Source organism: Stenotrophomonas daejeonensis, assembly GCF_001431505.1.
Lineage (GTDB): Bacteria > Pseudomonadota > Gammaproteobacteria > Xanthomonadales > Xanthomonadaceae > Stenotrophomonas > Stenotrophomonas daejeonensis.
Map to the genome: position 1 here is coordinate 1 of NZ_LDJP01000032.1, position 22,726 is coordinate 22,726.

The following is a 22,726-nucleotide window of genomic DNA, read 5'->3' on the forward strand; positions in this document are numbered from 1 at the left end:
GCCGGGGCGCGGAGCGGGGGCTGGGGAGAGGGCTGGCGGAGTCGGTGGCACGACGCGCGCAGCCACGCCGGCCAGCGAATCACCCGCTATTCATTGATCCAAGGCACAATCCATCCCGATCCCCACAAGGCTCCTGCCCATGCGCATCCTGATCCTGTCCGCCGCCCTGCTCGCCGGCACCGCCGCCTGCACCTGGGTGCCGATCGAAGCCGGCGGCAAGGCCGTGCGCGTGCTGCCGGCCGGCCCGGTGGCGCCGGGATGCGTGGCCAAGGGCGAGATCGTGGTGACGGTCAAGAACAAGGTCGGCTTCTACAACCGCAACCCGCTGCGGGTGCAGGAAGAGCTGGAGACGCTGGCCCGCAACGAGGCGCCCAGCGCCGGCGCCAACGCCGTCCAGGCACTGGCCCCGCCGGCCGACGGCAGCCAGCGCTACAGCGCCTGGCAATGCCCGCCGCGCTGACGAGACATCTTCCTCTCGTAGGTGCGGGGCTTGCCCCGCACGGTACCTTGCCTGGAAAAGTCCCCGTGCCGGGCGAGCCCGGCACCTACGAAAATCGTGCGCATCGCACCGGGGCCCCGGCATCCATCCATACGCTCGGGTGGCGAATCGTTAAAGATGCGTCAAAAGGCGCCAGCCGGTAGAATAACGCCCCCTTCGCCTGAGTCCTGGCGTCTTCCATGCACTTCCAGAATGTCTCGATCGCGGGACTGGCGCACATCGATGCGCCGCACACGCTGACCTCCAAGGAAATCACCGAGCGGCTGCAGCCCACGCTGGACCGCCTGGGGATCCGCGCCGACATGCTGGGCGACATCGCGGGCATCCACGCCCGCCGCCTGTGGGACCAAGGCATGCAGGCCTCCGACGCGGCCACCCTGGCCGGGCGCAAGGCGCTGGAAGACGCCGGCGTCGCCGCCGAGCGCATCGGCCTGCTGGTCAACACTTCGGTCAGCCGCGACTACCTGGAGCCGTCCACCGCCTCCATCGTCTCGGGCAACCTCGGCATCGGCGACGACTGCGTCACCTTCGACATCGCCAACGCCTGCCTGGCCTTCATCAACGGCATGGACGTGGCCGCGCGCATGCTCGAGCGCGGCGACATCGACTACGCGCTGATCGTCGATGGCGAAAGCTCCAACCTCGTCTACGAAAAGACCCTGGAGCGCATGATGGCCCCGGACGTTACCGCGCAGCAGCTGCGCGACGAGTTCGCCGCGCTGACCACCGGCTCCGGCGCCGCGGCGATGGTGCTGGCGCGCTCGGAGCTGGTACCCGAGGCCCCGCGCTACCGCGGCGGCGTGACCCGCGCGGCCAACCAGTGGAACAAGCTGTGCGTGGGCAACCTCGACCGCATGGTCACCGACACCCGGCTGCTGCTGATCGAAGGCATCAAGCTGGCGACCAAGACCTTCGAGGCCACCCGCCAGGCGCTGGGCTGGGCGGTGGACGAGATCGACCAGTTCGTCATCCACCAGGTCAGCCAGCCGCACACCAACGCCTTCATCAAGGCCTTCGGCATCGACCCGAAGAAGGTGATGACCATCTTCGGCGAGCACGGCAACATCGGCCCGGCCTCGGTGCCGATCGTGCTGAGCAAGCTGCGCCAGCTCGGCAAGCTCAAGAAGGGCGACCGCGTCGCGCTGATGGGGATTGGTTCGGGCCTGAACTGCACGATGGCCGAGGTGGTCTGGTAAGCGCTCCAGCTCTTCCCGGCAAAATCCTCAAGCGCCCGCAGCCACTAACTGCGGGCGTTTTGCGTTGGGCGACATCAAGCATGCATGGAAGTCTTTCCTTGTTTGAACATGATTTCACCACAAGGAAAAAAAGTGGTAAAAATATTTCCTTGTAATGGGCTGGCCTTGCTGCAAGGAAAGTGACATGCCTGACAGGATCACAGGGCGTTACGTTGCCGGTTCACTGGCCGGCAGCCGTTATCAGGCCTTCATCCCCGATCCTCTGCCTCCCGAGCCGGGTCTGGATTTGTCGGCAGGCGAGCTGATAGCGCGCAAGGAGCGTGCCGACCAGGCCCTGGGGCGGCTGGATGGCATCACCATGATGCTGCCCGACCCGGAGCTGTTCCTGTACCAGTACGTCCGCAAGGAAGCATTGCTGTCCTCGCAGATCGAGGGCACCCAGTCGTCCCTGTCGGACCTGCTGCTGTTCGAGGTCGATGCCGCTCCCGGCGTACCCATCGACGACGTGGAGGAAGTCTCCAACTATGTCGCCGCCCTCAACCACGGCCTGCGCCGGCTGCGCGAGGATGGTTTCCCGCTGTCGCTGCGCCTGATCCGGGAGATGCATGCACTGCTGCTGCAGGGCGGTCGCGGGGCGACCAGGCAACCGGGCGAGTTCCGCAAGGGCCAGGTCTGGATCGGCGGCTCCTCGCCTGCACTGGCCCACTTCGTGCCGCCACCGCCCGAAGCGCTGCCCGACGCATTGGCGGCGTTGGAGCGATTCCTGCACCAGCCTTCCGGTCGCATGCCGCCTCTGGTGAAGGCCGCGCTGGCCCATGTCCAGTTCGAAACCATCCATCCCTTCAGCGACGGCAACGGCCGTCTGGGCCGCCTGCTGATTGCCCTGATCCTGTGCAACGAGGGCGTGCTGCGCGATCCGAGCTTGTACCTGAGCCTGTACTTCAAGCGCCGCCGCGCCGACTACTACGACCGGCTCAATGCCGTGCGGGTGCACGGTGACTGGGAAGGTTGGCTGGGCTTCTTCCTCGATGGCGTGGCCGAAACCGCGCAGCAGGCCGTGGATACCGCCCAGCGTCTGCTGGCACTGCTGGCCGAGGACCGCGCCCGCATCGCCACCCTGGGCCAGCGGGCAGGCAACGTCGGCCTGGTGTTCGAGCAGTTCGCCCGCCGGGTGCTGCTGACCGTGCCGCAGGTTGCCCCGCATCTGGCGCTCAGCCCGCCCACCATCCGCGCCGCCGTGCGCGCGCTGGAAGAACTGGAAATCGTCAACGAACTCACCGGCCAGCAGCGCCACCGCGTATTCGCCTATCAGAAGTACCTCGACATCCTCAGTGAAGGTGCACAGCCGCTGTGACCCTCACTGCCGCCAACGGAAAGCCCATGTACGAAAACGCCTTCAATTCCCTCGACCGTGTGATGCGCAACGACGAGGGCCTCGCCTCCGAACTGGACTACGCCGAGCAGACCTCCTGGCTGCTGTTCCTCAAATACCTGGACGACATGGAGCGCGAATGGGCCGACGAGGCCGCACTGGAAGGGCGCGACTACGTGCCGGTCATCGACCTCCCTTTCCAGTGGAAAACCTGGGCCGCGCCGAAGGGGGCGGACGGCAAACCCGACGCCAACGCCCTGACCGGCAAGGACCTGATCGGCTTCGTCAACGACGAGCTGTTCCCGTACCTGCAATCCTTCCACGAAGCCGCCGATGATGCCGATACCCTCGAATACAAGATCGGCGAGGTATTTGCCGAAATCGACAACCGCTTCCGCTCCGGCTATTCGCTGCGCGACGCACTGGACATCATCGACACGCTGGATTTCGGCAGCAGCCAGTCCAAGCACGAGCTCTCCGACCTGTACGAAACCCGCATCAAGCGCATGGGCAACGCCGGCCGCAACGGCGGCGAGTACTACACCCCGCGCCCGCTGATCCGCGCGATGATCCGGGTGGTCAAGCCGGTCATCGGCGAAACCCTCTACGACGGCGCCTGCGGTTCGGCCGGCTTCCTGTGCGAAGCTTATGAATACCTCAAGCGCGACGACCTTTCCGCGCAGGAGTGGGAAGCCCTCCAGAGCAGGACCTTCCACGGGCAGGAAAAGAAATCGCTGGCCTACGTGCTGGGCCTGATGAACATGATCCTGCACGGCGTGGACGCGCCCAACATCCGCCACACCAACACCTTGTCCGAGAATGTGCGCGACTACCGGCAGAAAGACCTGCACGACGTGGTGCTGGCCAACCCGCCGTTCGGCGGCGGCGAGCGCAAGGAGGTGCAGCAGAACTTCCCGATCAAGTCCGGTGAAACCGCCTACCTGTTCCTGCAACACTTCATCCGCAAGCTCAAGGCCGGCGGCCGCGCCGCCATCGTCATCAAGAACACCTTCCTGTCCAACACCGACAACGCCAGCGTCGAGCTGCGCCGCGAGCTGCTGGCTACCTGCAACCTGCACACCGTGCTCGACTGCCCGCAGGGCACCTTTCAGGGCGCGGGCGTGAAGACCGTGGTGTTGTTCTTCGAGCGCGGCGCGCCGACGCGCAAGGTCTGGTACTACCAGCTCGACCCGGGTCGCTCACTGGGCAAGACCAACCCGCTCAATGACGACGACCTGGCCGAGTTCGTCGCCTTGCAGGAAAGCAAGCCGGATACGCCGAAAAGCTGGATGTTGGACGTGGCGGAGATCGATGCAGCCACCTGCGATCTTTCCGTGAAAAACCCACATACCCCGGAACAAGCGCCGCTGCGCAGCCCAGAGCAGATCATTGCCGACATGCTGGCGCGGGATGAGGAAACGCGGGCGTTGTTGGAGGAAGTGAGGGGGTTGTTGTGAAAGAAGGATGGGTGGAAACAACGATCTCTGACATAGCTGAAGTTGCCCGAGGCGGGTCGCCACGTCCAATCAAGAGCTTCATTACAGATGGTCCGGGTGGCGTGAATTGGATCAAGATTGGCGACACGGAAAAGGGCGGGCGCTACATCGAATCCACAGCCGAAAAGATCAAGCCAGAGGGAATCAGGAGTTCGCGGTGGGTTGAGGAGGGGGACTTCCTCTTATCCAATTCCATGAGCTTTGGTCGTCCGTACATCCTGAAAACATCTGGCTGCATTCATGATGGATGGCTTGTATTGAAGCCGGATTACACGCGGGTGGATCAGGGCTATCTCTACTACGTACTCAGCTCTCCTAGCGTATTTCAACAATTCGATAGCCGTGCTGCGGGATCTACAGTCCGAAATCTTAATATTGACCTTGTGTCCGGGGTGACAATTTCGTTGCCACCACTGGACGAACAAAAACGCATCGTGGCGAAACTCGATCAGGCCTTCGCTGTCCTCGACCGCGCCCGCACCCATGCCGAGGCCAATCTGGCGGATGCTCTGAGCCTGTACTCTCGTGTTGTAGATAGCGAGTTATCCGATGACAAGCTGGGCCGGCTTGAGGGTCTGGGTTCTCATGTCGACCTGCTGACTGGGTTCGCATTCAAGAGCAAAGGCTATACGGATGATCCGGGCGATATCCGTCTGATACGAGGCGACAACATTGTGCAGGGCGAGTTTCGCTGGGCCGGTGTCAAGCGTTGGCCATCAAGCGAGAAAAGCATCTACTCGAAATACGAACTGGCGCTTGGTGATGTTCTGATTGCAATGGATCGTACATGGGTTAGTGCAGGCATCAAGTACGCCATCGTGGACGAGAAGGCGCTGCCTTCGTTGCTTGTGCAGCGAGTGGCAAGACTGCGAACGAAGTCCACTCTTTTGCCGCGTTATCTTGGCTATTGGATCGGGAGCCATGCCTTCGAAAAATACGTGCTCTCCATCCAGAAGGGGCTTGGTGTTCCTCATGTCAGCGGCTCGCAACTTGAAGGTTTCAACATCCGGGTTCCTTCCATTGAAGAGCAACGTGCCGTGATAGAGAGGTTGGATGCACTGTCGGAGCACCATTCAATGCTTGTCGCAGCATATGAAAGACAATTGGCAGAAGTCGCCGCTCTCCGCCAATCCCTGCTCCAGCAAGCCTTCTCCGGCCAGTTGACGTGACTTTCCTCCATGACTGATCCCAACACCTACAACCGCCCATGGAAGTCGTTCGATGAACAGCTCGCGCTGCTGGAGGCACGCGGCATGGCCGTGGCGGACAGGGAATGGGCGCTGGCGTGGTTGCAGCGGGTCGGCTATTACCGGCTGAGTGCGTATTGCTACCCGTTCCGGATATTCCGGCACGAGCAGGATGCGCAAACGAGCGCGATCCGGTCGGTGCGGACGGACGATTTCATGCCGGACACGGCGTTCTCCGACGCGGTGAACCTGTACCTGTTCGACCGCCGCCTGCGCGTGCTGCTGGCCGATGCGCTGGAACGAATCGAGGTGTCGTTGCGGGTGGAAGTGGCGTACCGGCTCGGCAAGGCCGATACCTTCGCCCACCTGCATGAAGCCAACTTCCACCCCGGGTTCCGCGACAAGCCGGATGCGCGCAGCGGCCAGACCGCGTTTGCCACCTGGCAGCAGAAGTATCAGGGTTTGGTGCAGCGTTCCCGCGAGGATTTCGTCAAGCACTACCGCGAAAAGCACGGCCCGGACATGCCGATCTGGGTCGCCATCGAGGTGTGGGACTTCGGCGCGGTGTCGCAGTTGCTGGCAATGATGAAGGTGCCCGACCAGCAGGCCATTGCCGCCCGCTATGGAATCGCCGATTGGAAGGCATTTGCGAGCTGGGTGCGTTCGCTCAGCTACCTGCGCAATCTGGTGGCCCACCATAGCCGGGTGTGGAACCGGAACATGGTCAGCTATCCGGTTCCCCCATCAACCGCGTGGCCGTCATGGGGCAGCGCATTCGAGGGACGGCGGGATTTGTTGACCAAGCCCTTCATCCAACTGGCAATGGTTCGCCATCTGGTTGGCGTGATATGCCCGGGAAGCGGCTGGCCCGAGCGCATGGCGGCGCATTTGCGGGCGTTTCCACGGCTGGTATCGAAACGGCAGCTGTCCATCGCCGACATGGGCGCTCCGGAGGGCTGGGAGGCATGGTGGCTGCCGGGACACGGGCAATAAGAACCCCCGCGTAAGCTCCGGGGAGCCAAGAGGCGGGGGTCATGTTGGGCGTGATCCTAACAGAGGGGACGATGGATTTCCATAACCCGGTAACGGGTTCCGACAATCGGTTAAATTCCTGAACATGATCGAGACAGAAGCCGACACCCGCGCCAACCGCATCGACCCGGTGCTGCGCGATGCAGGCTGGGGCGTGGTGCCCGGCTCGCACGTCGCGCGCGAGTTGAGCATCTCCCCCGGCCGCATCCTCGGTGGCGGGCAGCGTGCGGCTTCGTTGTCGGCGGACTACGTACTCAGCTATCGCGGTCGCCAACTGGCGGTGGTCGAGGCCAAGCGCGCCGGGCTGGGGCATACCGTCGGCGTGGGCCAGGCCAAGCAGTACGCGGGCCTGCTCAAGGCGCGCTTTGGCTATTCCACCAACGGCATCGGCTGGTACGGCGTGGACATGCACACCGGCAGCGAAGGCGATATCGCCCTGCCGTTCCCTTCGCCGCAGGAGTTGTGGCTGCGCTGTTTCCCCGACGGCAACGACTGGCGCGAGCGCTTCGGCGCGGTGCCGTTCGAGACCGGCGGCGGCAAGTGGCAACCGCGCTACTACCAGCACAACGCCATCACCGCGGTGCTGGACGCCATTGCCCAAGGGCGCGAGCGCATCCTGTTGACCCTGGCCACCGGCACCGGCAAGACCTCGGTGGCATTCCAGGTCGCGTGGAAGCTGTTCCAGGCCAAATGGAACCTGAGCCGCGACCCGGTGCGCCGCCCGCGCATCCTGTTCCTGGCCGACCGCAACATTCTGGCCAATCAGGCATTCAATGCTTTCAGCGCGTTCCCTGCCGATGCGCTGTGCCGGATCAGCCCGGACGAGATCCGCCGGCAGGGAAAGATTCCACGCAACGCCAGCGTGTTCTTCACCATCTTCCAGACCTTCATGACCGGCGAGGGCGAGTTCACCTTCGAAGGTTACGAGCCGGACTTCTTCGATTTCATCGTCATCGACGAATGCCACCGCGGCGGCGCGCGCGACGAGAGCACCTGGCGCGGCATCCTCGACTATTTCAAGCCCGCCGTGCAGTTGGGCCTGACCGCCACGCCCAAGCGCGACGCCAACGCCGACACCTACGCCTACTTCGGCGAGCCGGTCTATGCCTACGCGCTGAAGGAAGGCATCAGCGATGGCTTCCTGACCCCGTTCAAGGTGCGGCGGATGGCCTCCACGTTGGACACCTACCGCTTCTCCGACGAAGACGAGGTGGTGTCCGGCCAGATCGACCCGGAGCGGGAATACACCGAAGCCGATTTCAACACGCGGCTGATCATCGACCAGCGCGAGCTGAGCAGGGTGCAGGAGTTCATGGACCAGATCGACCAGCGGCAGAAGACGCTGGTGTTCTGCGCCACCCAGGCGCACGCCGCGCGGGTGCGCGACTTCATCAACCAGGTGAAGGACAACCCGGACCCACTGTATTGCCAGCGCGTGACCGCCGACGACGGCAAGCTCGGCGAGAAGCACCTGGAGGATTTCCAGGACAACAGCAAGACCCTGCCGACGATCCTGACCACCTCGCAGAAGCTGTCCACCGGCGTGGATGCGCTGAACATCCGCAACATCGTGCTGCTGCGCCCGGTCCGCTCGATGATCGAGTTCAAGCAGATCATCGGCCGCGGTACCCGCCTGTTCGATGGCAAGGATTTTTTCACCATCTACGATTTCGTGAAGGCCTACGAGCACTTCAGCGACCCGGAGTGGGATGGCGAGCCGCTGCCGCCGGAGCTGCCGGGGGAACCGAGCGGCCCCCGCGAGCCGGGCGAGCCGCGTGACCCAGCCGGAGGAACGGGGGGCGAGCCGGGGGGTGTGCGGGAGCCGAAAACCGAGGTTGTGGTGGTGAAGCTTTCGGCCGGAAACGAGCGCCGGATCCATTACGTGGGGGCGACCACCTACTGGTGGCATGGCCGCATGATCACCGCGCAGGAATTCATGCAGAAGCTGTTCGGTGACCTCGGCCAACTGGTGGTTTCGGAAGACGAACTGCGCGCGATATGGAGTGACCCGGAGCGACGTGAAGGCTTTCTGCAAAGGCTGGCCGACCTGGGCTATGACGCCGACCGGCTGGACGACATGCGCCGCCTGATCGACGCACCCAATAGCGACATTTTCGACGTATTGGCCTACGTGCGCTTTGAACTGGCACCGCTTGCGCGTTCCGAGCGCGTACGCGCCGCCCGCGACACCGGCCTGGAAGGCTGTGAGCGCGAGATGCGCAGCTTCCTCGATTTCGTGCTGGGTGCCTACGAACGCAATGGCATCGCGGAGCTGGCACCAGGAAAGGTCGGGGACTTCCTGCGCATCCGCTATGGCGGCATCAATGACGCCAAACGCATGCTGGGAACGGTGGAACAGATTCGCTCGGCCTTCGTGGGCATACAGGCGCACTTGTTTCGTTGAAGCGGATGGGGCAAGTGCAGCGTTGCTCAGGCGTGTGGCAGTGCGTGAGAAACACTGTCGCCCGCCACCAACTCGAACCGGAGCGTGCAGCCCACCGCCGCCGCCGCCCGGCTCAGGGTGTCCAGCGTCAGCGCGGTGTCGTTTTCGTCCAGCACCCGGTTCACTGCCGCGCGGCTGGTGCGCATGCGCGCGGCCATTTCGGTCTTGCTGACGCCGCCTTGTTTCATCGCCTCGGCCAGTTGCCATGCGATCACGCGCTTGGCGGCGATGGCGGTGGCTTCTTCCAGCAGGCCTTCTTCGGCGAGGAAGTCGTCGAAGCTGGAGCCGATGTGGGTGTTCCCGTTCATGCGTGGACCTCGTTCCTGCGTTGCTTCGCCAGTTCCAGTTCGTCCCTTGGCGTCTTGTCCGATTTCTTGATGAAGCCGTGGAGCAGCACCCTGTTCATTCCGGCCAGCGTGAACAGCACACGGGCGATGCCTTCGGGGATGCGGCTGCGGACTTCCCACAGTTGCGTGTCCAGCTTGCGCACCAGCGGCATGCCGAGCGGCCAGCCTTCCTGCACGGTCTTGATATCCGCGCCGATGGCCTGCCGCGCGCCCGGTGAAAGTTCATGTTTCAGCCATTCGCGTACCGGCTCCCTGCCGGAGGTGGAACGGTAGAAGCGGGCGTCGAGGATCAATGGAGGCATGGCGATTGTATCAATATAGATACGTTTGGCAAGGTGCCTCCAGCCTGTCGGCTGGTCATGCCGGGCGGTATCGGCGCTTTTCCCTGCGCGGCTTAGGGAAGTACTGCGCCTGAGTGGTTCAACCGCGTAATGCGTCTGCCACCCGCGCCCGCAGCACCGGCAGCAGTTCGCTCTCGAACCACGGGTTGCGCGCCAGCCACAGCCGGTTGCGCGGGCTGGGGTGGGGCAGGGGCAGGACGCCGTGCTGCAGGTGCTGGCGCCAGGCCTGCACCGTGTCGGTGAGGGTGCGGCCACGGCGGTTGCCGAGCAGGCCGGCCTGGGCGTACTGGCCGATGGCCAGGGTCAGGCGCAGCTGTTCCAGTCGCGGCAACAACTGCGGGTGCCAGGTGGGGGCGCATACGGGGCGCGGTGGCAGATCGCCGCTCTTGCCGGTGCCGGGGAAGCAGAAGCCCATCGGCACGATGGCGATCCTTTCTGCGTCGTAGAAGAGGGTTTTATCGATCCCCAGCCAGTCGCGCAGGCGGTCGCCGCTGGGGTCGTTGAAGGGGATGCCGGTTTCATGGACGCGGCGGCCCGGTGCCTGGCTGACGATCAGCAGGCGAGCGCGCGGCGAGGCTTGCAGCACGGGCCGGCAGCCCAGCGGCAGGTGGGTTTCGCACAGGCGGCAGGCGCGCACGCGCGCCATCAGGGCGTCGAAGGATTCGGTCACGGTCGTCCCGGCGTTGCAGCACGCCATTGTGCGCCATCCGTGGCGGCCGGCCCGGCTGGCGCATTGGCCTACAATGCGCGCCCTGTCCGCGATTGCGTGAAACCGCCCGATGCAGTTCCCCGGTTACCCCGCCACCACCCATCGCTTCGAGGTCCGTCCCGGCCTGTCGATGAACTACGTCGACGAGGGCCCGCGCGATGGCGAGGTGGTCGTCATGCTGCATGGCAATCCGTCGTGGAGCTATTTGTGGCGGCATCTGGTCAACGGGCTGAGCGATAAGTACCGCTGCATCGCGCCCGACCACATCGGCATGGGCCTGTCCGACAAGCCGGACGACAGCCGCTACGACTACACCCTGCAATCGCGGGTGGACGACATCACCGCGCTGCTCGACCATCTCGGCATCACCGGCCCGATCACGCTGGCGGTGCACGACTGGGGCGGCATGATCGGCTTCGGCTGGGCACTGGGCCACCATGCGCAGGTCAAGCGGCTGGTCATCACCAATACCGCCGCGTTCCCGCTGCCGGCGGAAAAGCCGATGCCGTGGCAGATCGCGATGGGCCGGCACTGGAAGCCGGGCGAGTGGTTCATCCGCACCTTCAATGCGTTCTCCGCCGGGGCCTCGTGGCTGGGGGTGTCGCGGCGGATGCCGGCCGCCGTGCGCCACGCCTACGTTGCGCCTTACGACAACTGGGACAACCGCATTGCCACCATCCGTTTCATGCAGGACATCCCGCTGTCGCCGGCCGACAAGGCGTGGCCGCTGCTGGAACGCGCCGCCGCGGCGCTGCCGTCGTTCGCCGACCGCCCGGCGTTCATCGCGTGGGGGCTGCGCGACATCTGCTTCGATCACCACTTCCTCGCCGGCTTCCGCAAGGCGCTGCCGCAGGCCGAGGTGATGGCGTTCGAGGACGCCAACCACTACGTGCTGGAGGACAAGCACGAGGTGATCGTGCCGGCGGTGCGGGCGTTCCTGGAGCGCAATCCGATCAGTTGAGCGCGTTTGGTAGGAGCGCACCTTGGTGCGCGATAGGGCTTTACCGGTAGAGCCTCATCGCGCACCAAGGTGCGCTCCTACGGAAGGCTTATGCGGCGACCGGGGTATTCGGCGGCGACGATGGGCTGTTGCCGTTGTCGTCCGGGTGGTCGTCGTCGTTGTCCGCCTCGTCGCGCCAGCGCCAGTCGGCCAGTGTCAGCGGTTGCATGCCGTGGGCGATGCGCGCGCGGTCGCATTGCGAGCTGGCCTTGCCGTATTCCCACGAAGCATCGACCTCGCGGCACACGCTGGGCCGGTTCGGATGGATCGTGCAACGCGAATACACGCCGATTTCCGAGTCCAGTGCCACGCAGCGGATCGGGTCGGAATAGGTGCCGCGCATGCACAGCCGGTGCGCGTCCAGCCGCTCGGTCAGCTGGTGCGGCACGCCGCCTTCGGTGACCTCGTCCGATTCCATCCAGTGGAAGGCGACGCGGTATTGGGTGCAGCAGGCACCGCAGGTCAGGCAGGGATGGGGCATGGGTGCCGGCCTTCGGGCGGCTGCTGGAAAGAGGCGGGCGGGAAATTTTCCACGCCACCGGGCCGCGCGCAAGAAGTTTCCGCAGCGGCGACAATAGGAAGATGAACGAACCCTGCAACATCGCCGCGCGTCTGCCCGAGCTGGCGCGCGAACGCCCCGGGCAAATCGCCATCCGCTGCCCCGGCAAGCCCGGTGCCGGCGGCATGGCCGCCTACGACGTCACCCTCGACTACCGCACCCTGAATGCGCGCAGCGACGCCATCGCTGCCGGGCTGGCCGCCCACGGCATCGGCCGCGGCGTGCGCACGGTGGTGATGGTGCGGCCCGGGCCGGCGTTCTTCCTGCTGATGTTCGCGCTGTTCAAGAGCGGCGCGGTGCCGGTGCTGGTCGATCCGGGCATCGACAGGCGCGCGTTGCGCCAGTGCCTGGACGAAGCGCAGCCACAAGCCTTCGTCGGCATCCCGCTGGCGCACGTGGCGCGGCTGCTGCTGGGCTGGGCGAAATCGGCCACGCGGCTGGTTACCGTCGGCACGCGCTGGGGCTGGGGTGGCACCACGCTGGCGAGGGTCGAGGCGGCTGGTGCCGGCGCCGGCTCTCAACTGGCCGATACCGCGCCCGACGACATGGCCGCCATCCTGTTCACCAGCGGCTCCACCGGCGTGCCCAAGGGTGTGGTCTACCGCCACCGCCATTTCGTCGGCCAGGTGGAACTGCTGCGCAATGCCTTCGGCATGCAGGCCGGCGGTGTCGATCTGCCGACCTTCCCGCCGTTCGCGCTGTTCGATCCCGCGCTGGGGCTGACTTCGGTCATTCCCGATATGGACCCGACCCGACCGGGCAGCGCCGACCCGCGCAAGCTGCACGATGCCATCATCCGCTTCGGCGTGACCCAGTTGTTCGGCTCGCCGGCGCTGATGCGGGTGCTGGCCGAACACGGCCAACCGCTGCCGGGCGTGACCCGCGTGACCTCGGCCGGCGCACCGGTGCCGCCGCAGACCGTGGCGAAGATGCGCGAACTGCTGCCCGAACACGCGCAGTTCTGGACGCCCTACGGCGCCACCGAATGCCTGCCGGTGGCGGTGATCGAAGGCCGCGAGCTGCAAGCCACCCGCGAGGCGACGGAGGCCGGCGCCGGCACCTGCGTCGGCCGCGTGGTGGCGCCGAACGTGGTGCGCATCATCGCCATCGACGATGCGCCGATCCCCGACTGGAGCGGCGTGCGCGAACTGCCGGCGGGCGAGGTCGGCGAGATCACCGTGGCCGGCCCCACCGCCACCGACAGTTACTACAACCGCCCGCAGGCCACCGCCGCGGCGAAGATCCGCGAGGGGCTGGCCGATGGCGGCGAGCGCATCGTGCACCGCATGGGCGACGTCGGCTGGTTCGATGAACAGGGCCGGTTGTGGTTCTGCGGGCGCAAGACCCAGCGCGTGGAAACCGCCGCCGGGCCGCTGTACACCGAGCAGGCCGAGCCGGTGTTCAATACCGTGCCGGGCGTGCGCCGCACCGCGCTGGTAGGCGTGGGCGAGCTGGGCGGGCAGCTGCCGGTGCTGTGCTATGAACTGCTGCCCAGCGCCGATGTAGCCGTGGTCGAGCCGCAGCTTCGCGCGCTGGCGGCCAGCCACCCGAAGCTGGCCGGCATCGGCCACTTCCTGCGGCATCCGGCGTTCCCGGTGGACATTCGCCACAATGCCAAGATCGGGCGCGAGAAGCTGGCGGTCTGGGCTGCGGGTTTGGTGTAAAGCCCAAAGCACCCCTTCCCAGCCCTCCCCTGCGCTGCGCGCAAGGGAGGAGGTAAGAGCAGTTCGCTGCGAGCTGTCAGCTTTGCTCCCTCCCTTTCGCCGCAGGCGAAGGGGAGGGTTGGGGAGGGGTAGCTTTTGTGCTTCCCAACAGAAAAAACAGTCATGGACGAACTCCGCCGCCGTGCCCGGCATCTGCGCAACAACGCCATCGGCGCCGAGCGTCATTTGTGGCAGCACCTGCGCAATCACCTCCTCGCTGGTCATCGTTTCCGCAGGCAGATGCCATTGGCCGGTTACATCGCCGATTTCGCCTGCCCGGCCCTGAAACTGGTGATCGAGCTGGATGGTGGCCAACACACGGAACATGCCGCCTACGACGCGCGGCGTACCGAAATGCTGCAAGCACATGGCTACCGGGTGCTGCGCTACTGGAACGACGACGCGCTGGTGAGGACGGCGGCGGTGCTGGAGGATATCCTGCGTGCGATCGAGCAGGGCAACGGCACCCCTCCCCAACCCTCCCCCTCGCCTGCGGCGAAAGGGAGGGGGCGCAATGCTTCGGCCTCGCAGAGGAGGGCTGGGGAGGGGTAGCTTCAAAGCAACAGGACAGCAAAAGCGAATGAAGATTCTTGTTACCGGCGGCGGTGGTTTCCTTGGCCAAGCGCTGTGCCGCGGCCTGGTCGAACGCGGTCATGAAGTGTCGAGCTTCAACCGCGGCCACTATCCGGCGCTGGCCGCGCTGGGCGTGGGCCAGATCCGCGGCGACCTGGCCGACGCCAACGCAGTGCACCATGCCGCCGCTGGCGTCGACGCGGTGTTCCACAATGCCGCCAAGGCCGGCGCATGGGGCAGCTACGACAGCTATTTCGACGCCAACGTGGCCGGTACCCGCAACGTGCTGGAAGCCTGCCGTGCGCATGGCATCGGCAAGCTGGTCTACACCTCCACGCCCAGCGTGACCCACCGCGCGACGCATCCGGTCGAAGGGCTGGGCGCGGACGAGGTGCCGTATGGCGAGGACTTCCAGGCGCCGTATGCCGCGACCAAGGCCATCGCCGAGCAGGAAGTGCTGGCCGCCAACGGCCCGCAGCTGGCGACGGTGGCGCTGCGCCCGCGGCTGATCTGGGGGCCGGGCGACCAGCAACTGGTGCCGCGGCTGGCCGAACGCGCCCGACAGGGCCGCCTGCGCTTCGTCGGCGACGGCCTGAACAAGGTGGACACCACCTACATCGACAACGCCGCGCAGGCGCATTTCGACGCCTTCGACCATCTGGCGCCGGGCGCGGCCTGCGCCGGCAAGGCCTACTTCATCTCCAACGGCGAACCGCTGCCGATGCGCGAGCTGCTCAACAAGCTGCTGGCCGCGGTGGGCGCACCGGCGGTGGACAAGTCGATCGGCTTCAAGGCCGCCTACCGCATCGGCGCGGTCTGCGAGAAGGCCTGGCCGCTGCTGCGCCTGCGCGGCGAGCCGCCGATGACGCGCTTCCTCGCCGAGCAGTTGTGCACGCCGCACTGGTACTCGATGGAGCCGGCGCGGCGCGATTTCGGCTACGTGCCGCGGGTATCGATCGCCGAAGGGCTGCGGCGGCTGGCCGCGGCGTGCTGAGCGTGGCGACCATCATGCGGCGATCACGTTTCCGTCACCGTGCCACCACCGCGAATTGCCGAGCATGGAGCCCTGATTCTGCAACCGGGACATCGCCATGCTCCATTACGCCGTCGTGTTCTTCGTCATCGCCATCATTGCCGGCCTGCTGGGTTTTTCCGGCATTGCCGGCGCGGCCAGCAACATCGCCTGGATCCTGTTCGTCGTGTTCCTGATCCTTGCGGTGATCTCGCTGTTCCGCAAGAAAACCTGACTGCTTTGCAAAGTTTTTGATGCTCCTTCTCCCAGCGGGAGAAGGTGCCCCGAAGGGGCGGATTAGGGGTGATCGGAGTCCATGATGTTTGAGCCATCGGGACACCATTGCCCCTCACCCCAATCCCCGCTCCGCGCCCCGGCCCACGCCAGCGGCGTGGGCGCTCAACCGCACACGCGCCAATGGCGCGCAAGCCGTGCGGCATCGCCCCGATGGGAGAGGGGCTCGAAAACTCAGGCCGGGGTGATCGAACTGCGCAATGCCTTGTCGGCGGCGTGGCGCTCCAGCGCCAGTTCGACCAGGCGCGTGATCAGCGACGTGTAGTCCAGCCCGCTGGCGCCCCACAGCTTGGGATACATGCTGATGCGGGTGAAGCCGGGCAGGGTGTTGATCTCGTTGATGACCACTTCGCCGGAGGGGGTGAGGAACACGTCCACCCGCGCCATGCCGGCGCAGTCCAGCGCCTGGTAGGCACGGATGGCGATGGCGCGGATGCGCTCCTGCGCTTCGGCAGGAATATCGGCCGGGATCACCGTCTCGGCGCCGTTGGCGCTGATGTACTTGGTGTCGTAGGCATAGAAGTCGTCGTGCACCACCACCTCGCCGCAGACGCTGGCCTCGGGGTGGTCGTTGCCCAGCACGGCGCACTCGATCTCGCGCCCGGCAATAGCCGACTCCACCAGCACCTTGTGGTCGAAGGACAGCGCCAATGCCATCGCCGCGTGGAACTCGCCGGCATCGCGCACCTTGCTCACGCCCACCGAGGAGCCTTGGTTGGCCGGCTTGACGAACAGCGGCGTACCCAGCTCCGCCACCAGCGCGTCATAGTCGGCCGCGGCCGCGCTGGAGCGGTTGAAGCACACGCACGGCGCCACCGGCAGCCCGGCGTCGCGCAGCAGGCGCTTGGCCACGTCCTTGTCCATCGCCACCGCCGAGCCGAGCACGCCGGAGCCGACGAACGGCAGGTTGGCCATGCGCAGCAGGCCCTGCAGCGAGCCGTCCTCGCCGAGGGTGCCGTGCACGATCGGGAACACCACGTCGATCTGCGCCAGCGCCGTGGCCGGGTCGGAAGGCACCAGTTGCGCCTGCTCGCGGCCGGGCAGCACCGCCACCGCGTTGCCGGAGCGGTTCAGCGCGATGCGCGCCGGGTCCTCGGCGTTGAGCAGGAACTGCTGCGGGTCGCTGACGTGCCAGTGGCCCTGCTTGTCGATGCCGATCAGGCTGACGTCGAAGCGCTGCTTGTCCAGTGCGTCGAGGATGTTCTTCGCCGATTGCAGCGAGACCTCGTGCTCGGCCGAACGACCGCCGAAGATGATGCCCACCCGGGTCTTGCCCATTGCCTGTTGCTCCTGCCGATTGCGCTGATGCGGGTGCGCATAGCATGGGGGAACGGCCGGGAATGGGGAACAGGGAACGGGGAATGCGGGTTTGCCGGGCACCCCGTGCGTTCACCCGCTTGCCCGGCTGCACGGCAACCTCCGGCAAACGGAAACCCGTCATTCCCCGTTCCCCGCTTCGGTAGAATGCCGCCCATGTCTGCCTCCCCTCTCGATTTCATCAAGCCGCTGGCCGGCCGCGCGCTGGAAAGGGCGCTGAACCACGCGCTGGCGCTGGACCCGGATACCCGCGCCGCGCTGGCCCCGCTGGACGGCCAGTGCATCGCCCTGACCCTGGAATCGCCGCCGCTGGCGATGCAGGTCGGCGTGGACGGGCAGCGGCTGACGGTGGGCCCGGTGGACGCCGCGCGCGAGCCGGATCTGGCGGTGCGCAGCACCCTCGGCGGGGTGCTGGCGCAGCTGCCGTTCATGGCCAATGCGCGCCGCGCCGGCCATGCGCCGGGCGGGCGGGTGAAGGTGTCCGGCGATGCCGAACTGGCGCGGCGCCTGCAGCAGCTGGCCACGCGCTTCGACCCGGACTGGCAGCAGCCGTTCGTCGGCGTGTTCGGCGAGGTGCTGGGCGTGCAGGTGGCGCAGGCCCTGCGCACGGCGCTGGCGCAGGCCGGCCGCGGCGCGAAGGACCTGGCGCGCACAGCGGCCGAATACGTCACCGAGGAATCGCGCGACGTGGTGCCGCGCGCCGAACTGGAGGCCTTCCACGACGACGTGGACGTGGTCCGTGACGACGTGGAGCGGCTGGCCGCGCGGGTGGCGCGGCTGCGCCAGCGCAGCGGGGCGCGGGCATGAAGGCGGTGCGCGCGATGTTCCGCGCCAACCGCATCGGCCGGGTGATCCTGCGCTACCGGCTCGACGCGCTGCTCGACGGCACCCCGGTCGAGCGCTGGCTGCGGCTGGCCAAGCCGTTCGTGCCGCGCGCGCGCGGCGACATCGCCAGCCTGTCACGCGGCGCGCGGCTGCGGCTGGCGCTGCAGGAGCTGGGGCCGATCTTCGTCAAGTTCGGGCAGATCCTCTCGACCCGCCGCGACCTGGTGCCGCCGGACGTCGCCGCCGAGCTGACCCTGCTGCAGGACCGCGTGCAGCCGTTCGACGGCGAACGCGCGCTGCAGATTGTCGAACAGGCGCTGGGCCTGCCGATCACCGAGGCGTTCGCCAGCTTCGACACCACGCCGCTGGCCTCGGCTTCGATCGCGCAGGTGCACGAGGCCACGCTGCCCGGCGGCCGGCAGGTGGTGGTCAAGGTGCTGCGCCCGGACATCGAGAAGCAGATCGCCGGCGACATCGCCCTGCTCAAGTCGCTGGCCGCGCTGGTCGAGCGCACCCACCCGCGCGCCGACAAGATCCGCCCGCGCGAGGTGGTCGCCGAGATCGAGACCACGCTGGCCGCCGAGCTGGACCTGCAGCGCGAGGGCGCCAACGCCAGCGTGCTGCGCCGCTTCTGGCTGGATTCGGACGACCTGTACGTGCCGGAGGTGATCTGGACCCACACCGCCGAGCGCGCGCTGACCCTGGAACGGGTGTGGGGCATCCCGTCGGACGACGTCGCCGCGCTGGACGCGGCCGGCATCGACCGCAAGGCGCTGGCGGCTAAGGGCGTGCGCGTGTTCTACACGCAGGTGTTCCGCGACAACTTCTTCCATGCCGATGCCCACGCCGGCAACATCTGGGTCGATACCGACTCGGCGCGGCGCGACAACCCGCGCTTCATCGCGCTGGATTTCGGCATCATGGGCCAGCTCTCGGAACAGGACCAGTTCTACCTGGCCGAGAACTTCATGGCCATCTTCAACCGTGACTACCGGCGCATCGCCGAACTGCACCTGCAGGCGCAGTGGATGCCGGCCACGGTGCGCATCGACGAGCTGGAGGCGGCAGTGCGCGCGGTGTGCGAGCCGTACTTCACCCGGCCGCTGTCGCAGATCTCGCTGGCCGAGGTGCTGGTCAAGCTGTTCCGCACCGCGCAGCGCTACCAGCTCACCCTGCAGCCGCAGTTGATCCTGCTGCAGAAGACGCTGCTCAACATCGAGGGCGTCGGTCGCCAGCTCGACCCGCAGCTGGACATCTGGGCGGTGGCCAAGCCGGTGCTCGAACGCATCCTGCGCGAGCGCTACAGCCCGCGCCGCGCGCTGAAGGAGCTGGGCAAGCGCCTGCCGGAAATCATGACCCAGGCGCCGGACATGCCGGCGCTGCTGCACAGCTGGCTGAGCCAGCAGGTGCAGGGCAAGCACGAACTGGCGATGCGCTCGCAGGACATCGTCAACCTCGACACCACGCTCAAGCGCCTGCAACGGCGCGTGGTCACCGCGGTGGGCGGCGCCGGGCTGCTGGTGGTCGCCGCATTGCTGCACGGCCTGCACGCCAGCGGTCCGCAACTGGCGTCGATGCCGCTCTGGTCGTGGATCTGCGGTGGCGTGGGCATGCTGGCGCTGGCCTCGGCGTGGCTGCGCCGGTGAGTGAAGCCACGGACGTCGTGGCGGACGTCGTCTCCGAACCGCTGCCGCTGCTGTACCAGGACCCGTGGCTGGCGGTAGTGGACAAGCCCGCCGGGCTGATGGTCCACGACAGCAAGCTGGCCCGTGGCGAGGACGATTTCCTCGCCGACCGCCTGCGCGAGCAGCTGGGCCGGCCGATCTTCCTCGTGCACCGCCTCGACCGCGCCACCAGCGGCTGCCTGCTGCTGGCCTTCGACCGCGACACCGCCAGCGCGCTGGGCAAGACGCTGATGGGCGGCGAAGTGGAAAAGGACTATCTGGCCATCTGCCGTGGCTGGCCGGCGGAAGAAGCCTTCACCGTCGATCATGATCTCGACGGCGGCCCCGGCAAGCCGGTGAAGAAACAGGCCATCACCCATTTCCAGCGGTTGTCGACCGGCGAATTGCCGGTGCCCTCGAACGGCTTTGAAACCTCGCGCTACGCGCTGCTGCGCTGCCGGCCGCAGACCGGCCGCTTCCGCCAGATCCGGCGGCATTTGAAGCATGCGTTCCATCACCTGATCGGCGACACCAGCCACGGCGACGGCCGCCACAACCGCACGTTCCGCATGCACGGCGTGCACCGCATGTTGCTGCACGCGCAGCGGCTGGCGTTCCCGCATCCGCAGGATGGCCGCCGCATCGAAGTGGTCGCGCCGCTGGATGCGGAGTTCCGCAAGGCGTTCCAGCTGCTGGGCTGGAACGAAGCGCCGTAGGGCTTCAGGGGGCCATGCCTCCGACGCTCCCCACGTCGAAGGTTGCCCGCGTCCCCGCGTCCCCGCGTCGGCCACGTAGGGCCGACCTACCCTGGCTGGCAGCCGTGAAACCATGTCCGGCATGGCGTAGGCCGGGGCTACGCCCCCGGCGCACAGGCTACTCCGTCATGCACCGGATTCGTTCCGGCTCACGTTTCCCCCGACCTTCCGGGTAGATGCCGCGTGCCTTCCATGCGTGCACGCTTGACCACCGCCAATCCATCGCATCCTCGACCAGTCCATGCTTGACCGGATTGAAATGCAGGTAGTCCAGATGACGGGCGAAATCAGCGTCGTCACGGATGATGTGGTCGTAGTAGCGGGGTTGCCACAGCCGTCGCCCGGTTTCGGCGGAAAGCCGGGCCATTGCCGCGCGCTTGAAACTGCCCACCAGACCGGGAATCGCCACGCCGACGCGTGGGGCGAGCAACAGGTGCAGGTGGTCGTCGAGCAGGACATGGCCCTTGTGGGTGAACGGATGATGGCCGCGGGTCTGGCGCAATGCATCGAGCACGATGTCGCGGGCGTTGTGGATTGCCAGCCATGGCCTGCGCCCGGCGGTGGCCAAGGTCAGGAAAACCGTCTGGCCTTCCATGAAGTGGCGGCGATAGCGTGGCATGGAGGCAGCGTCGATGCGTTGTTCGACGCGCGCCATTGCCGGATATGGACTGCCGGGTATCGGCGGATGCCGTTGGATACCCTCGGGTATTCGGCGACTTTGCGAAGAGGCACGCCATGCCGGAGTCGTAGGCCGGGGCTACGACCCCGGCGGGCTGTTCGGCCGGTATTCGGGAACCCTGTCCGGCAGGGTGCTGTCGGGGGCGTAGCCTCGACCTACGAATAGATTTCAGCCGGCCCGCAGCGCGGCCAGCACGATCAGCGCCAGCGCGCAGGCGATGCCGCCCAGCCACGCCAGGCTGCGCAGCGGCGGCTTGTCGGCGACGTAGAACAGGCCGTGCAGGACGCGGAAGGCGACGAAGGCGAGGGCCAGCCCGTTGACCGTCTGCGCGTCCACCCCGGCCAGTTGCGCCAGCACCACGCCGGCGGCGAACGGCGCGAACGCCTCGAAGGCGTTCAGGTGCGCGGCATGGGCGCGCTGCACCAGGTAGTCATTGCTTTTGGCAGCCCATGCACGTGGGTTGCGGTTGTTGTAGCCGGGCCGGGCCGCCTTGGCGACCACCGCCCAGAGATAAGGCAGCACCGCGGCAACCAGCACGCACCAGTAGGCGATCGACATGGCCAGCTCCTTCGCAAGGGAAGTGGCCAGCCTAGCCGAAGCGCCGCCCGGCGTCGCGCACCGGCCATACCCGGTACGAGGCGACGACGCGCCCGATACAATCGGCGGCGATGACCACCCCGCAACTCATCGTCGATGCCACGCTGGCGATTCCGGAAACGGAGATCGTCGAGCGCTTCGTGCGCGCCAGCGGTGCCGGCGGGCAGAACGTCAACAAGGTATCCAGCGCGGTCGAGCTGCGCTTCGACGTGGCCGGCTCGCCGTCGCTGCCGGATGCCCTGCGCGCGCGGCTGCTGGCACGGCGCGACCGGCGCCTGACCGACGCGGGGGTGCTGGTGATCGACGCGCAGCGCTTCCGCACGCAGGAGCGCAACCGCGCCGATGCGCGCGAGCGGCTGGTCGCGTTCATCCGCGCCGGGTTGGCGGTGCCGAAGGCGCGGGTGGCGACCAAGCCGACCTACGGCTCCAGGCTGCGCCGGCTGGACGAGAAAAAGGGGCGCGCGCAGATCAAGCGCGGCCGTTCGCAACGCAACTGGGAGTAGCGCTTGGACAACGCCCCATCGCACCGCAGCCCGCCGCTGGTGCCACCGGTCCCGCCGAGCGTGCCGCGCGGCCGCTCCACCGCGTTCGGCCGCTGGCTCGGGCGCAACGTGCTGCGCCTGGGCGGCTGGCGCGTGGCCGGGCCGCTGCCCGACCTGCGCAAGGCGGTGGTGATCGCCGCGCCGCACTCGTCCAACTGGGACGGCATCTGGGGGTTGGCGGCCAAGCTGGCGCTGGGCGTGGAGGCGCGCATCCTCGGCAAGGACAAGCTGTTCTGGTGGCCGCTGGGCGCGGTGCTGCGCAGCTTCGGCGTGGTGCCGCTGGACCGCAGCTCGCCGCAGGGCACGGTGGGGCAGGCGGTGGCGATGATCCGGGACAACGAGCGCATCTGGTTCGCGCTGGCGCCGGAAGGCACGCGCAAGCCGGTGAAGGACTGGAAGACCGGCTTCATCCGTATCGCGCGGATGGCGCAGGTGCCGATCGTGCCGGCCTATTTCCACTACCCGGAAAAGACCATCGGCTTCGGCCCGCCGTTCCGTACCAGCGGCGACGATGCCGCCGACATGGCCGCCATCCGCCAGTGGTACCGGCCGTGGCGGGGCCGCAACCGCGGCACGGGTTGAAC

General features: G+C 66.9%; 24 protein-coding genes. 17 read left to right on the top strand and 7 right to left on the bottom strand.

What is annotated here, in order from left to right; all coding sequences use genetic code 11:
* The first annotated feature begins 139 nt into the window (after positions 1-139).
* From ABB34_RS05930 to hsdR, 7 genes are all read left to right on the top strand, one after another.
* Positions 140-460 carry a DUF4156 domain-containing protein gene (locus ABB34_RS05930; RefSeq protein WP_057640332.1) on the top strand — a complete coding sequence of 107 codons (321 nt, stop codon included), beginning with the start codon at positions 140-142 and terminating at the stop codon, positions 458-460.
* A 218-nt stretch (positions 461-678) separates the two neighbouring features.
* Complete coding sequence (locus tag ABB34_RS05935; RefSeq protein ID WP_057640333.1) at positions 679-1,695, top strand: 3-oxoacyl-ACP synthase III; 1,017 nt, start codon at positions 679-681, stop codon at positions 1,693-1,695.
* A 184-nt stretch (positions 1,696-1,879) separates the two neighbouring features.
* Positions 1,880-3,049 (top strand): Fic family protein, encoded by a 1,170-nt coding sequence (locus ABB34_RS05940; protein ID WP_211258171.1) that lies wholly within the window; start codon positions 1,880-1,882, stop codon positions 3,047-3,049.
* 26 nt (positions 3,050-3,075) lie between these two features.
* Positions 3,076-4,524 (top strand): class I SAM-dependent DNA methyltransferase, encoded by a 1,449-nt coding sequence (locus ABB34_RS05945; RefSeq protein WP_057640335.1) that lies wholly within the window; start codon positions 3,076-3,078, stop codon positions 4,522-4,524.
* Between the two features lie 11 nt (positions 4,525-4,535).
* Positions 4,536-5,732 (top strand): restriction endonuclease subunit S, encoded by a 1,197-nt coding sequence (locus ABB34_RS15395; RefSeq protein WP_211258172.1) that lies wholly within the window; start codon positions 4,536-4,538, stop codon positions 5,730-5,732.
* Positions 5,733-5,741: 9 nt separating this feature from the next.
* Positions 5,742-6,743, top strand: a complete 1,002-nt coding sequence (locus tag ABB34_RS05955) for an Abi family protein (RefSeq protein ID WP_211258173.1) — start codon at positions 5,742-5,744, stop codon at positions 6,741-6,743.
* A gap of 124 nt (positions 6,744-6,867) precedes the next feature.
* On the top strand, positions 6,868-9,186 hold the full coding sequence (hsdR, locus tag ABB34_RS05960; RefSeq protein WP_057640337.1) for an EcoAI/FtnUII family type I restriction enzme subunit R: 2,319 nt from the start codon (positions 6,868-6,870) through the stop codon (positions 9,184-9,186).
* A 26-nt stretch (positions 9,187-9,212) separates the two neighbouring features.
* On the opposite strand, the gene ABB34_RS05965 is transcribed toward hsdR, so the two are convergent.
* The 3 genes from ABB34_RS05965 to ABB34_RS05975 form a co-directional block, all read right to left on the bottom strand.
* A complete protein-coding gene (locus ABB34_RS05965) occupies positions 9,213-9,533 on the bottom strand; it encodes a helix-turn-helix domain-containing protein (RefSeq protein WP_057640338.1) in 321 nt (106 codons plus the stop codon).
* A complete protein-coding gene (locus ABB34_RS05970; protein WP_057640339.1) occupies positions 9,530-9,874 on the bottom strand; it encodes a type II toxin-antitoxin system RelE/ParE family toxin in 345 nt (114 codons plus the stop codon). Before ABB34_RS05970 ends, ABB34_RS05965 begins: the two co-directional genes overlap by 4 nt.
* A 118-nt stretch (positions 9,875-9,992) precedes the next feature.
* Positions 9,993-10,583 (bottom strand): uracil-DNA glycosylase family protein, encoded by a 591-nt coding sequence (locus tag ABB34_RS05975; RefSeq protein WP_338062546.1) that lies wholly within the window; start codon positions 10,581-10,583, stop codon positions 9,993-9,995.
* A 109-nt stretch (positions 10,584-10,692) separates the two neighbouring features.
* Here ABB34_RS05975 and ABB34_RS05980 point away from each other — a divergent pair, with 109 nt between their 5' ends.
* A complete protein-coding gene (locus ABB34_RS05980) occupies positions 10,693-11,583 on the top strand; it encodes an alpha/beta fold hydrolase (protein WP_057640341.1) in 891 nt (296 codons plus the stop codon).
* An 88-nt stretch (positions 11,584-11,671) separates the two neighbouring features.
* Here ABB34_RS05980 and ABB34_RS05985 read toward each other — a convergent pair whose 3' ends face one another.
* The gene (locus ABB34_RS05985) at positions 11,672-12,103 is read right to left on the bottom strand and encodes a YkgJ family cysteine cluster protein (RefSeq protein WP_057640342.1); all 432 of its coding nucleotides are present in this window, start codon (positions 12,101-12,103) and stop codon (positions 11,672-11,674) included.
* Between the two features lie 101 nt (positions 12,104-12,204).
* Here ABB34_RS05985 and oleC point away from each other — a divergent pair, with 101 nt between their 5' ends.
* The 4 genes from oleC to ABB34_RS14805 all read left to right on the top strand — a co-directional run bounded on the left by oleC (position 12,205) and on the right by ABB34_RS14805 (position 15,704).
* Positions 12,205-13,845: an olefin beta-lactone synthetase gene (gene oleC / locus ABB34_RS05990; protein ID WP_057640343.1), complete on the top strand. Its 1,641-nt coding sequence runs from the start codon at positions 12,205-12,207 to the stop codon at positions 13,843-13,845.
* Between the two features lie 162 nt (positions 13,846-14,007).
* Positions 14,008-14,436: an endonuclease domain-containing protein gene (locus ABB34_RS05995; RefSeq protein WP_083490081.1), complete on the top strand. Its 429-nt coding sequence runs from the start codon at positions 14,008-14,010 to the stop codon at positions 14,434-14,436.
* Positions 14,437-14,464: 28 nt separating this feature from the next.
* Complete coding sequence (oleD, locus tag ABB34_RS06000; RefSeq protein ID WP_057640344.1) at positions 14,465-15,451, top strand: 2-alkyl-3-oxoalkanoate reductase; 987 nt, start codon at positions 14,465-14,467, stop codon at positions 15,449-15,451.
* A gap of 97 nt (positions 15,452-15,548) precedes the next feature.
* Positions 15,549-15,704 carry a DUF1328 domain-containing protein gene (locus ABB34_RS14805; protein WP_083490082.1) on the top strand — a complete coding sequence of 52 codons (156 nt, stop codon included), beginning with the start codon at positions 15,549-15,551 and terminating at the stop codon, positions 15,702-15,704.
* Between the two features lie 233 nt (positions 15,705-15,937).
* On the opposite strand, the gene ddlA is transcribed toward ABB34_RS14805, so the two are convergent.
* Complete coding sequence (ddlA, locus tag ABB34_RS06005; RefSeq protein ID WP_057640345.1) at positions 15,938-17,041, bottom strand: D-alanine--D-alanine ligase; 1,104 nt, start codon at positions 17,039-17,041, stop codon at positions 15,938-15,940.
* A 195-nt stretch (positions 17,042-17,236) separates the two neighbouring features.
* Here ddlA and ABB34_RS06010 point away from each other — a divergent pair, with 195 nt between their 5' ends.
* From ABB34_RS06010 to ABB34_RS06020, 3 genes are read left to right on the top strand one after another with little or no spacing between them, the layout of a single operon-like run.
* On the top strand, positions 17,237-17,887 hold the full coding sequence (locus tag ABB34_RS06010; RefSeq protein WP_057640346.1) for a ubiquinone biosynthesis accessory factor UbiJ: 651 nt from the start codon (positions 17,237-17,239) through the stop codon (positions 17,885-17,887).
* Positions 17,888-17,892: 5 nt separating this feature from the next.
* On the top strand, positions 17,893-19,551 hold the full coding sequence (gene ubiB / locus ABB34_RS06015) for a ubiquinone biosynthesis regulatory protein kinase UbiB (protein ID WP_057640401.1): 1,659 nt from the start codon (positions 17,893-17,895) through the stop codon (positions 19,549-19,551).
* On the top strand, positions 19,536-20,285 hold the full coding sequence (locus tag ABB34_RS06020; RefSeq protein ID WP_057640347.1) for a pseudouridine synthase: 750 nt from the start codon (positions 19,536-19,538) through the stop codon (positions 20,283-20,285). Before ubiB ends, ABB34_RS06020 begins: the two co-directional genes overlap by 16 nt.
* A 157-nt stretch (positions 20,286-20,442) precedes the next feature.
* Here ABB34_RS06020 and ABB34_RS06025 read toward each other — a convergent pair whose 3' ends face one another.
* Positions 20,443-20,979, bottom strand: coding sequence for an REP-associated tyrosine transposase (locus tag ABB34_RS06025; protein WP_057640348.1), 537 nt, complete (start codon positions 20,977-20,979; stop codon positions 20,443-20,445).
* Between the two features lie 192 nt (positions 20,980-21,171).
* Positions 21,172-21,561, bottom strand: a complete 390-nt coding sequence (locus ABB34_RS06030; RefSeq protein ID WP_057640349.1) for an MAPEG family protein — start codon at positions 21,559-21,561, stop codon at positions 21,172-21,174.
* A 110-nt stretch (positions 21,562-21,671) separates the two neighbouring features.
* Here ABB34_RS06030 and arfB point away from each other — a divergent pair, with 110 nt between their 5' ends.
* Together arfB and ABB34_RS06040 are read left to right on the top strand one after the other, a co-directional pair.
* Positions 21,672-22,103, top strand: coding sequence for an alternative ribosome rescue aminoacyl-tRNA hydrolase ArfB (gene arfB / locus ABB34_RS06035; RefSeq protein ID WP_057640350.1), 432 nt, complete (start codon positions 21,672-21,674; stop codon positions 22,101-22,103).
* Positions 22,104-22,106: 3 nt separating this feature from the next.
* Positions 22,107-22,724 (top strand): lysophospholipid acyltransferase family protein, encoded by a 618-nt coding sequence (locus tag ABB34_RS06040; protein ID WP_245625411.1) that lies wholly within the window; start codon positions 22,107-22,109, stop codon positions 22,722-22,724.
* The last annotated feature ends 2 nt before the right edge of the window (positions 22,725-22,726 follow it).

Excerpts from the sequence above, each read along its gene's own strand:
- ABB34_RS05930 (WP_057640332.1), top strand. The coding sequence starts at position 140 with ATGCGCATCCTGATCCTGTCCGCCGCCCTGCTCGCCGGCACCGCCGCC.
- ABB34_RS05935 (WP_057640333.1), top strand. The coding sequence starts at position 679 with ATGCACTTCCAGAATGTCTCGATCGCGGGACTGGCGCACATCGATGCG.
- ABB34_RS05940 (WP_211258171.1), top strand. The coding sequence starts at position 1,880 with ATGCCTGACAGGATCACAGGGCGTTACGTTGCCGGTTCACTGGCCGGC.
- ABB34_RS05945 (WP_057640335.1), top strand. The coding sequence starts at position 3,076 with ATGTACGAAAACGCCTTCAATTCCCTCGACCGTGTGATGCGCAACGAC.
- ABB34_RS05955 (WP_211258173.1), top strand. The coding sequence starts at position 5,742 with ATGACTGATCCCAACACCTACAACCGCCCATGGAAGTCGTTCGATGAA.
- hsdR (WP_057640337.1), top strand. The coding sequence starts at position 6,868 with ATGATCGAGACAGAAGCCGACACCCGCGCCAACCGCATCGACCCGGTG.
- ABB34_RS05965 (WP_057640338.1), bottom strand. The coding sequence starts at position 9,533 with ATGAACGGGAACACCCACATCGGCTCCAGCTTCGACGACTTCCTCGCC.
- ABB34_RS05970 (WP_057640339.1), bottom strand. The coding sequence starts at position 9,874 with ATGCCTCCATTGATCCTCGACGCCCGCTTCTACCGTTCCACCTCCGGC.
- ABB34_RS05980 (WP_057640341.1), top strand. The coding sequence starts at position 10,693 with ATGCAGTTCCCCGGTTACCCCGCCACCACCCATCGCTTCGAGGTCCGT.
- ABB34_RS05985 (WP_057640342.1), bottom strand. The coding sequence starts at position 12,103 with ATGCCCCATCCCTGCCTGACCTGCGGTGCCTGCTGCACCCAATACCGC.
- oleC (WP_057640343.1), top strand. The coding sequence starts at position 12,205 with ATGAACGAACCCTGCAACATCGCCGCGCGTCTGCCCGAGCTGGCGCGC.
- ABB34_RS05995 (WP_083490081.1), top strand. The coding sequence starts at position 14,008 with ATGGACGAACTCCGCCGCCGTGCCCGGCATCTGCGCAACAACGCCATC.
- oleD (WP_057640344.1), top strand. The coding sequence starts at position 14,465 with ATGAAGATTCTTGTTACCGGCGGCGGTGGTTTCCTTGGCCAAGCGCTG.
- ABB34_RS14805 (WP_083490082.1), top strand. The coding sequence starts at position 15,549 with ATGCTCCATTACGCCGTCGTGTTCTTCGTCATCGCCATCATTGCCGGC.
- ddlA (WP_057640345.1), bottom strand. The coding sequence starts at position 17,041 with ATGGGCAAGACCCGGGTGGGCATCATCTTCGGCGGTCGTTCGGCCGAG.
- ABB34_RS06010 (WP_057640346.1), top strand. The coding sequence starts at position 17,237 with ATGTCTGCCTCCCCTCTCGATTTCATCAAGCCGCTGGCCGGCCGCGCG.
- ABB34_RS06025 (WP_057640348.1), bottom strand. The coding sequence starts at position 20,979 with ATGGCGCGCGTCGAACAACGCATCGACGCTGCCTCCATGCCACGCTAT.
- ABB34_RS06030 (WP_057640349.1), bottom strand. The coding sequence starts at position 21,561 with ATGTCGATCGCCTACTGGTGCGTGCTGGTTGCCGCGGTGCTGCCTTAT.
- arfB (WP_057640350.1), top strand. The coding sequence starts at position 21,672 with ATGACCACCCCGCAACTCATCGTCGATGCCACGCTGGCGATTCCGGAA.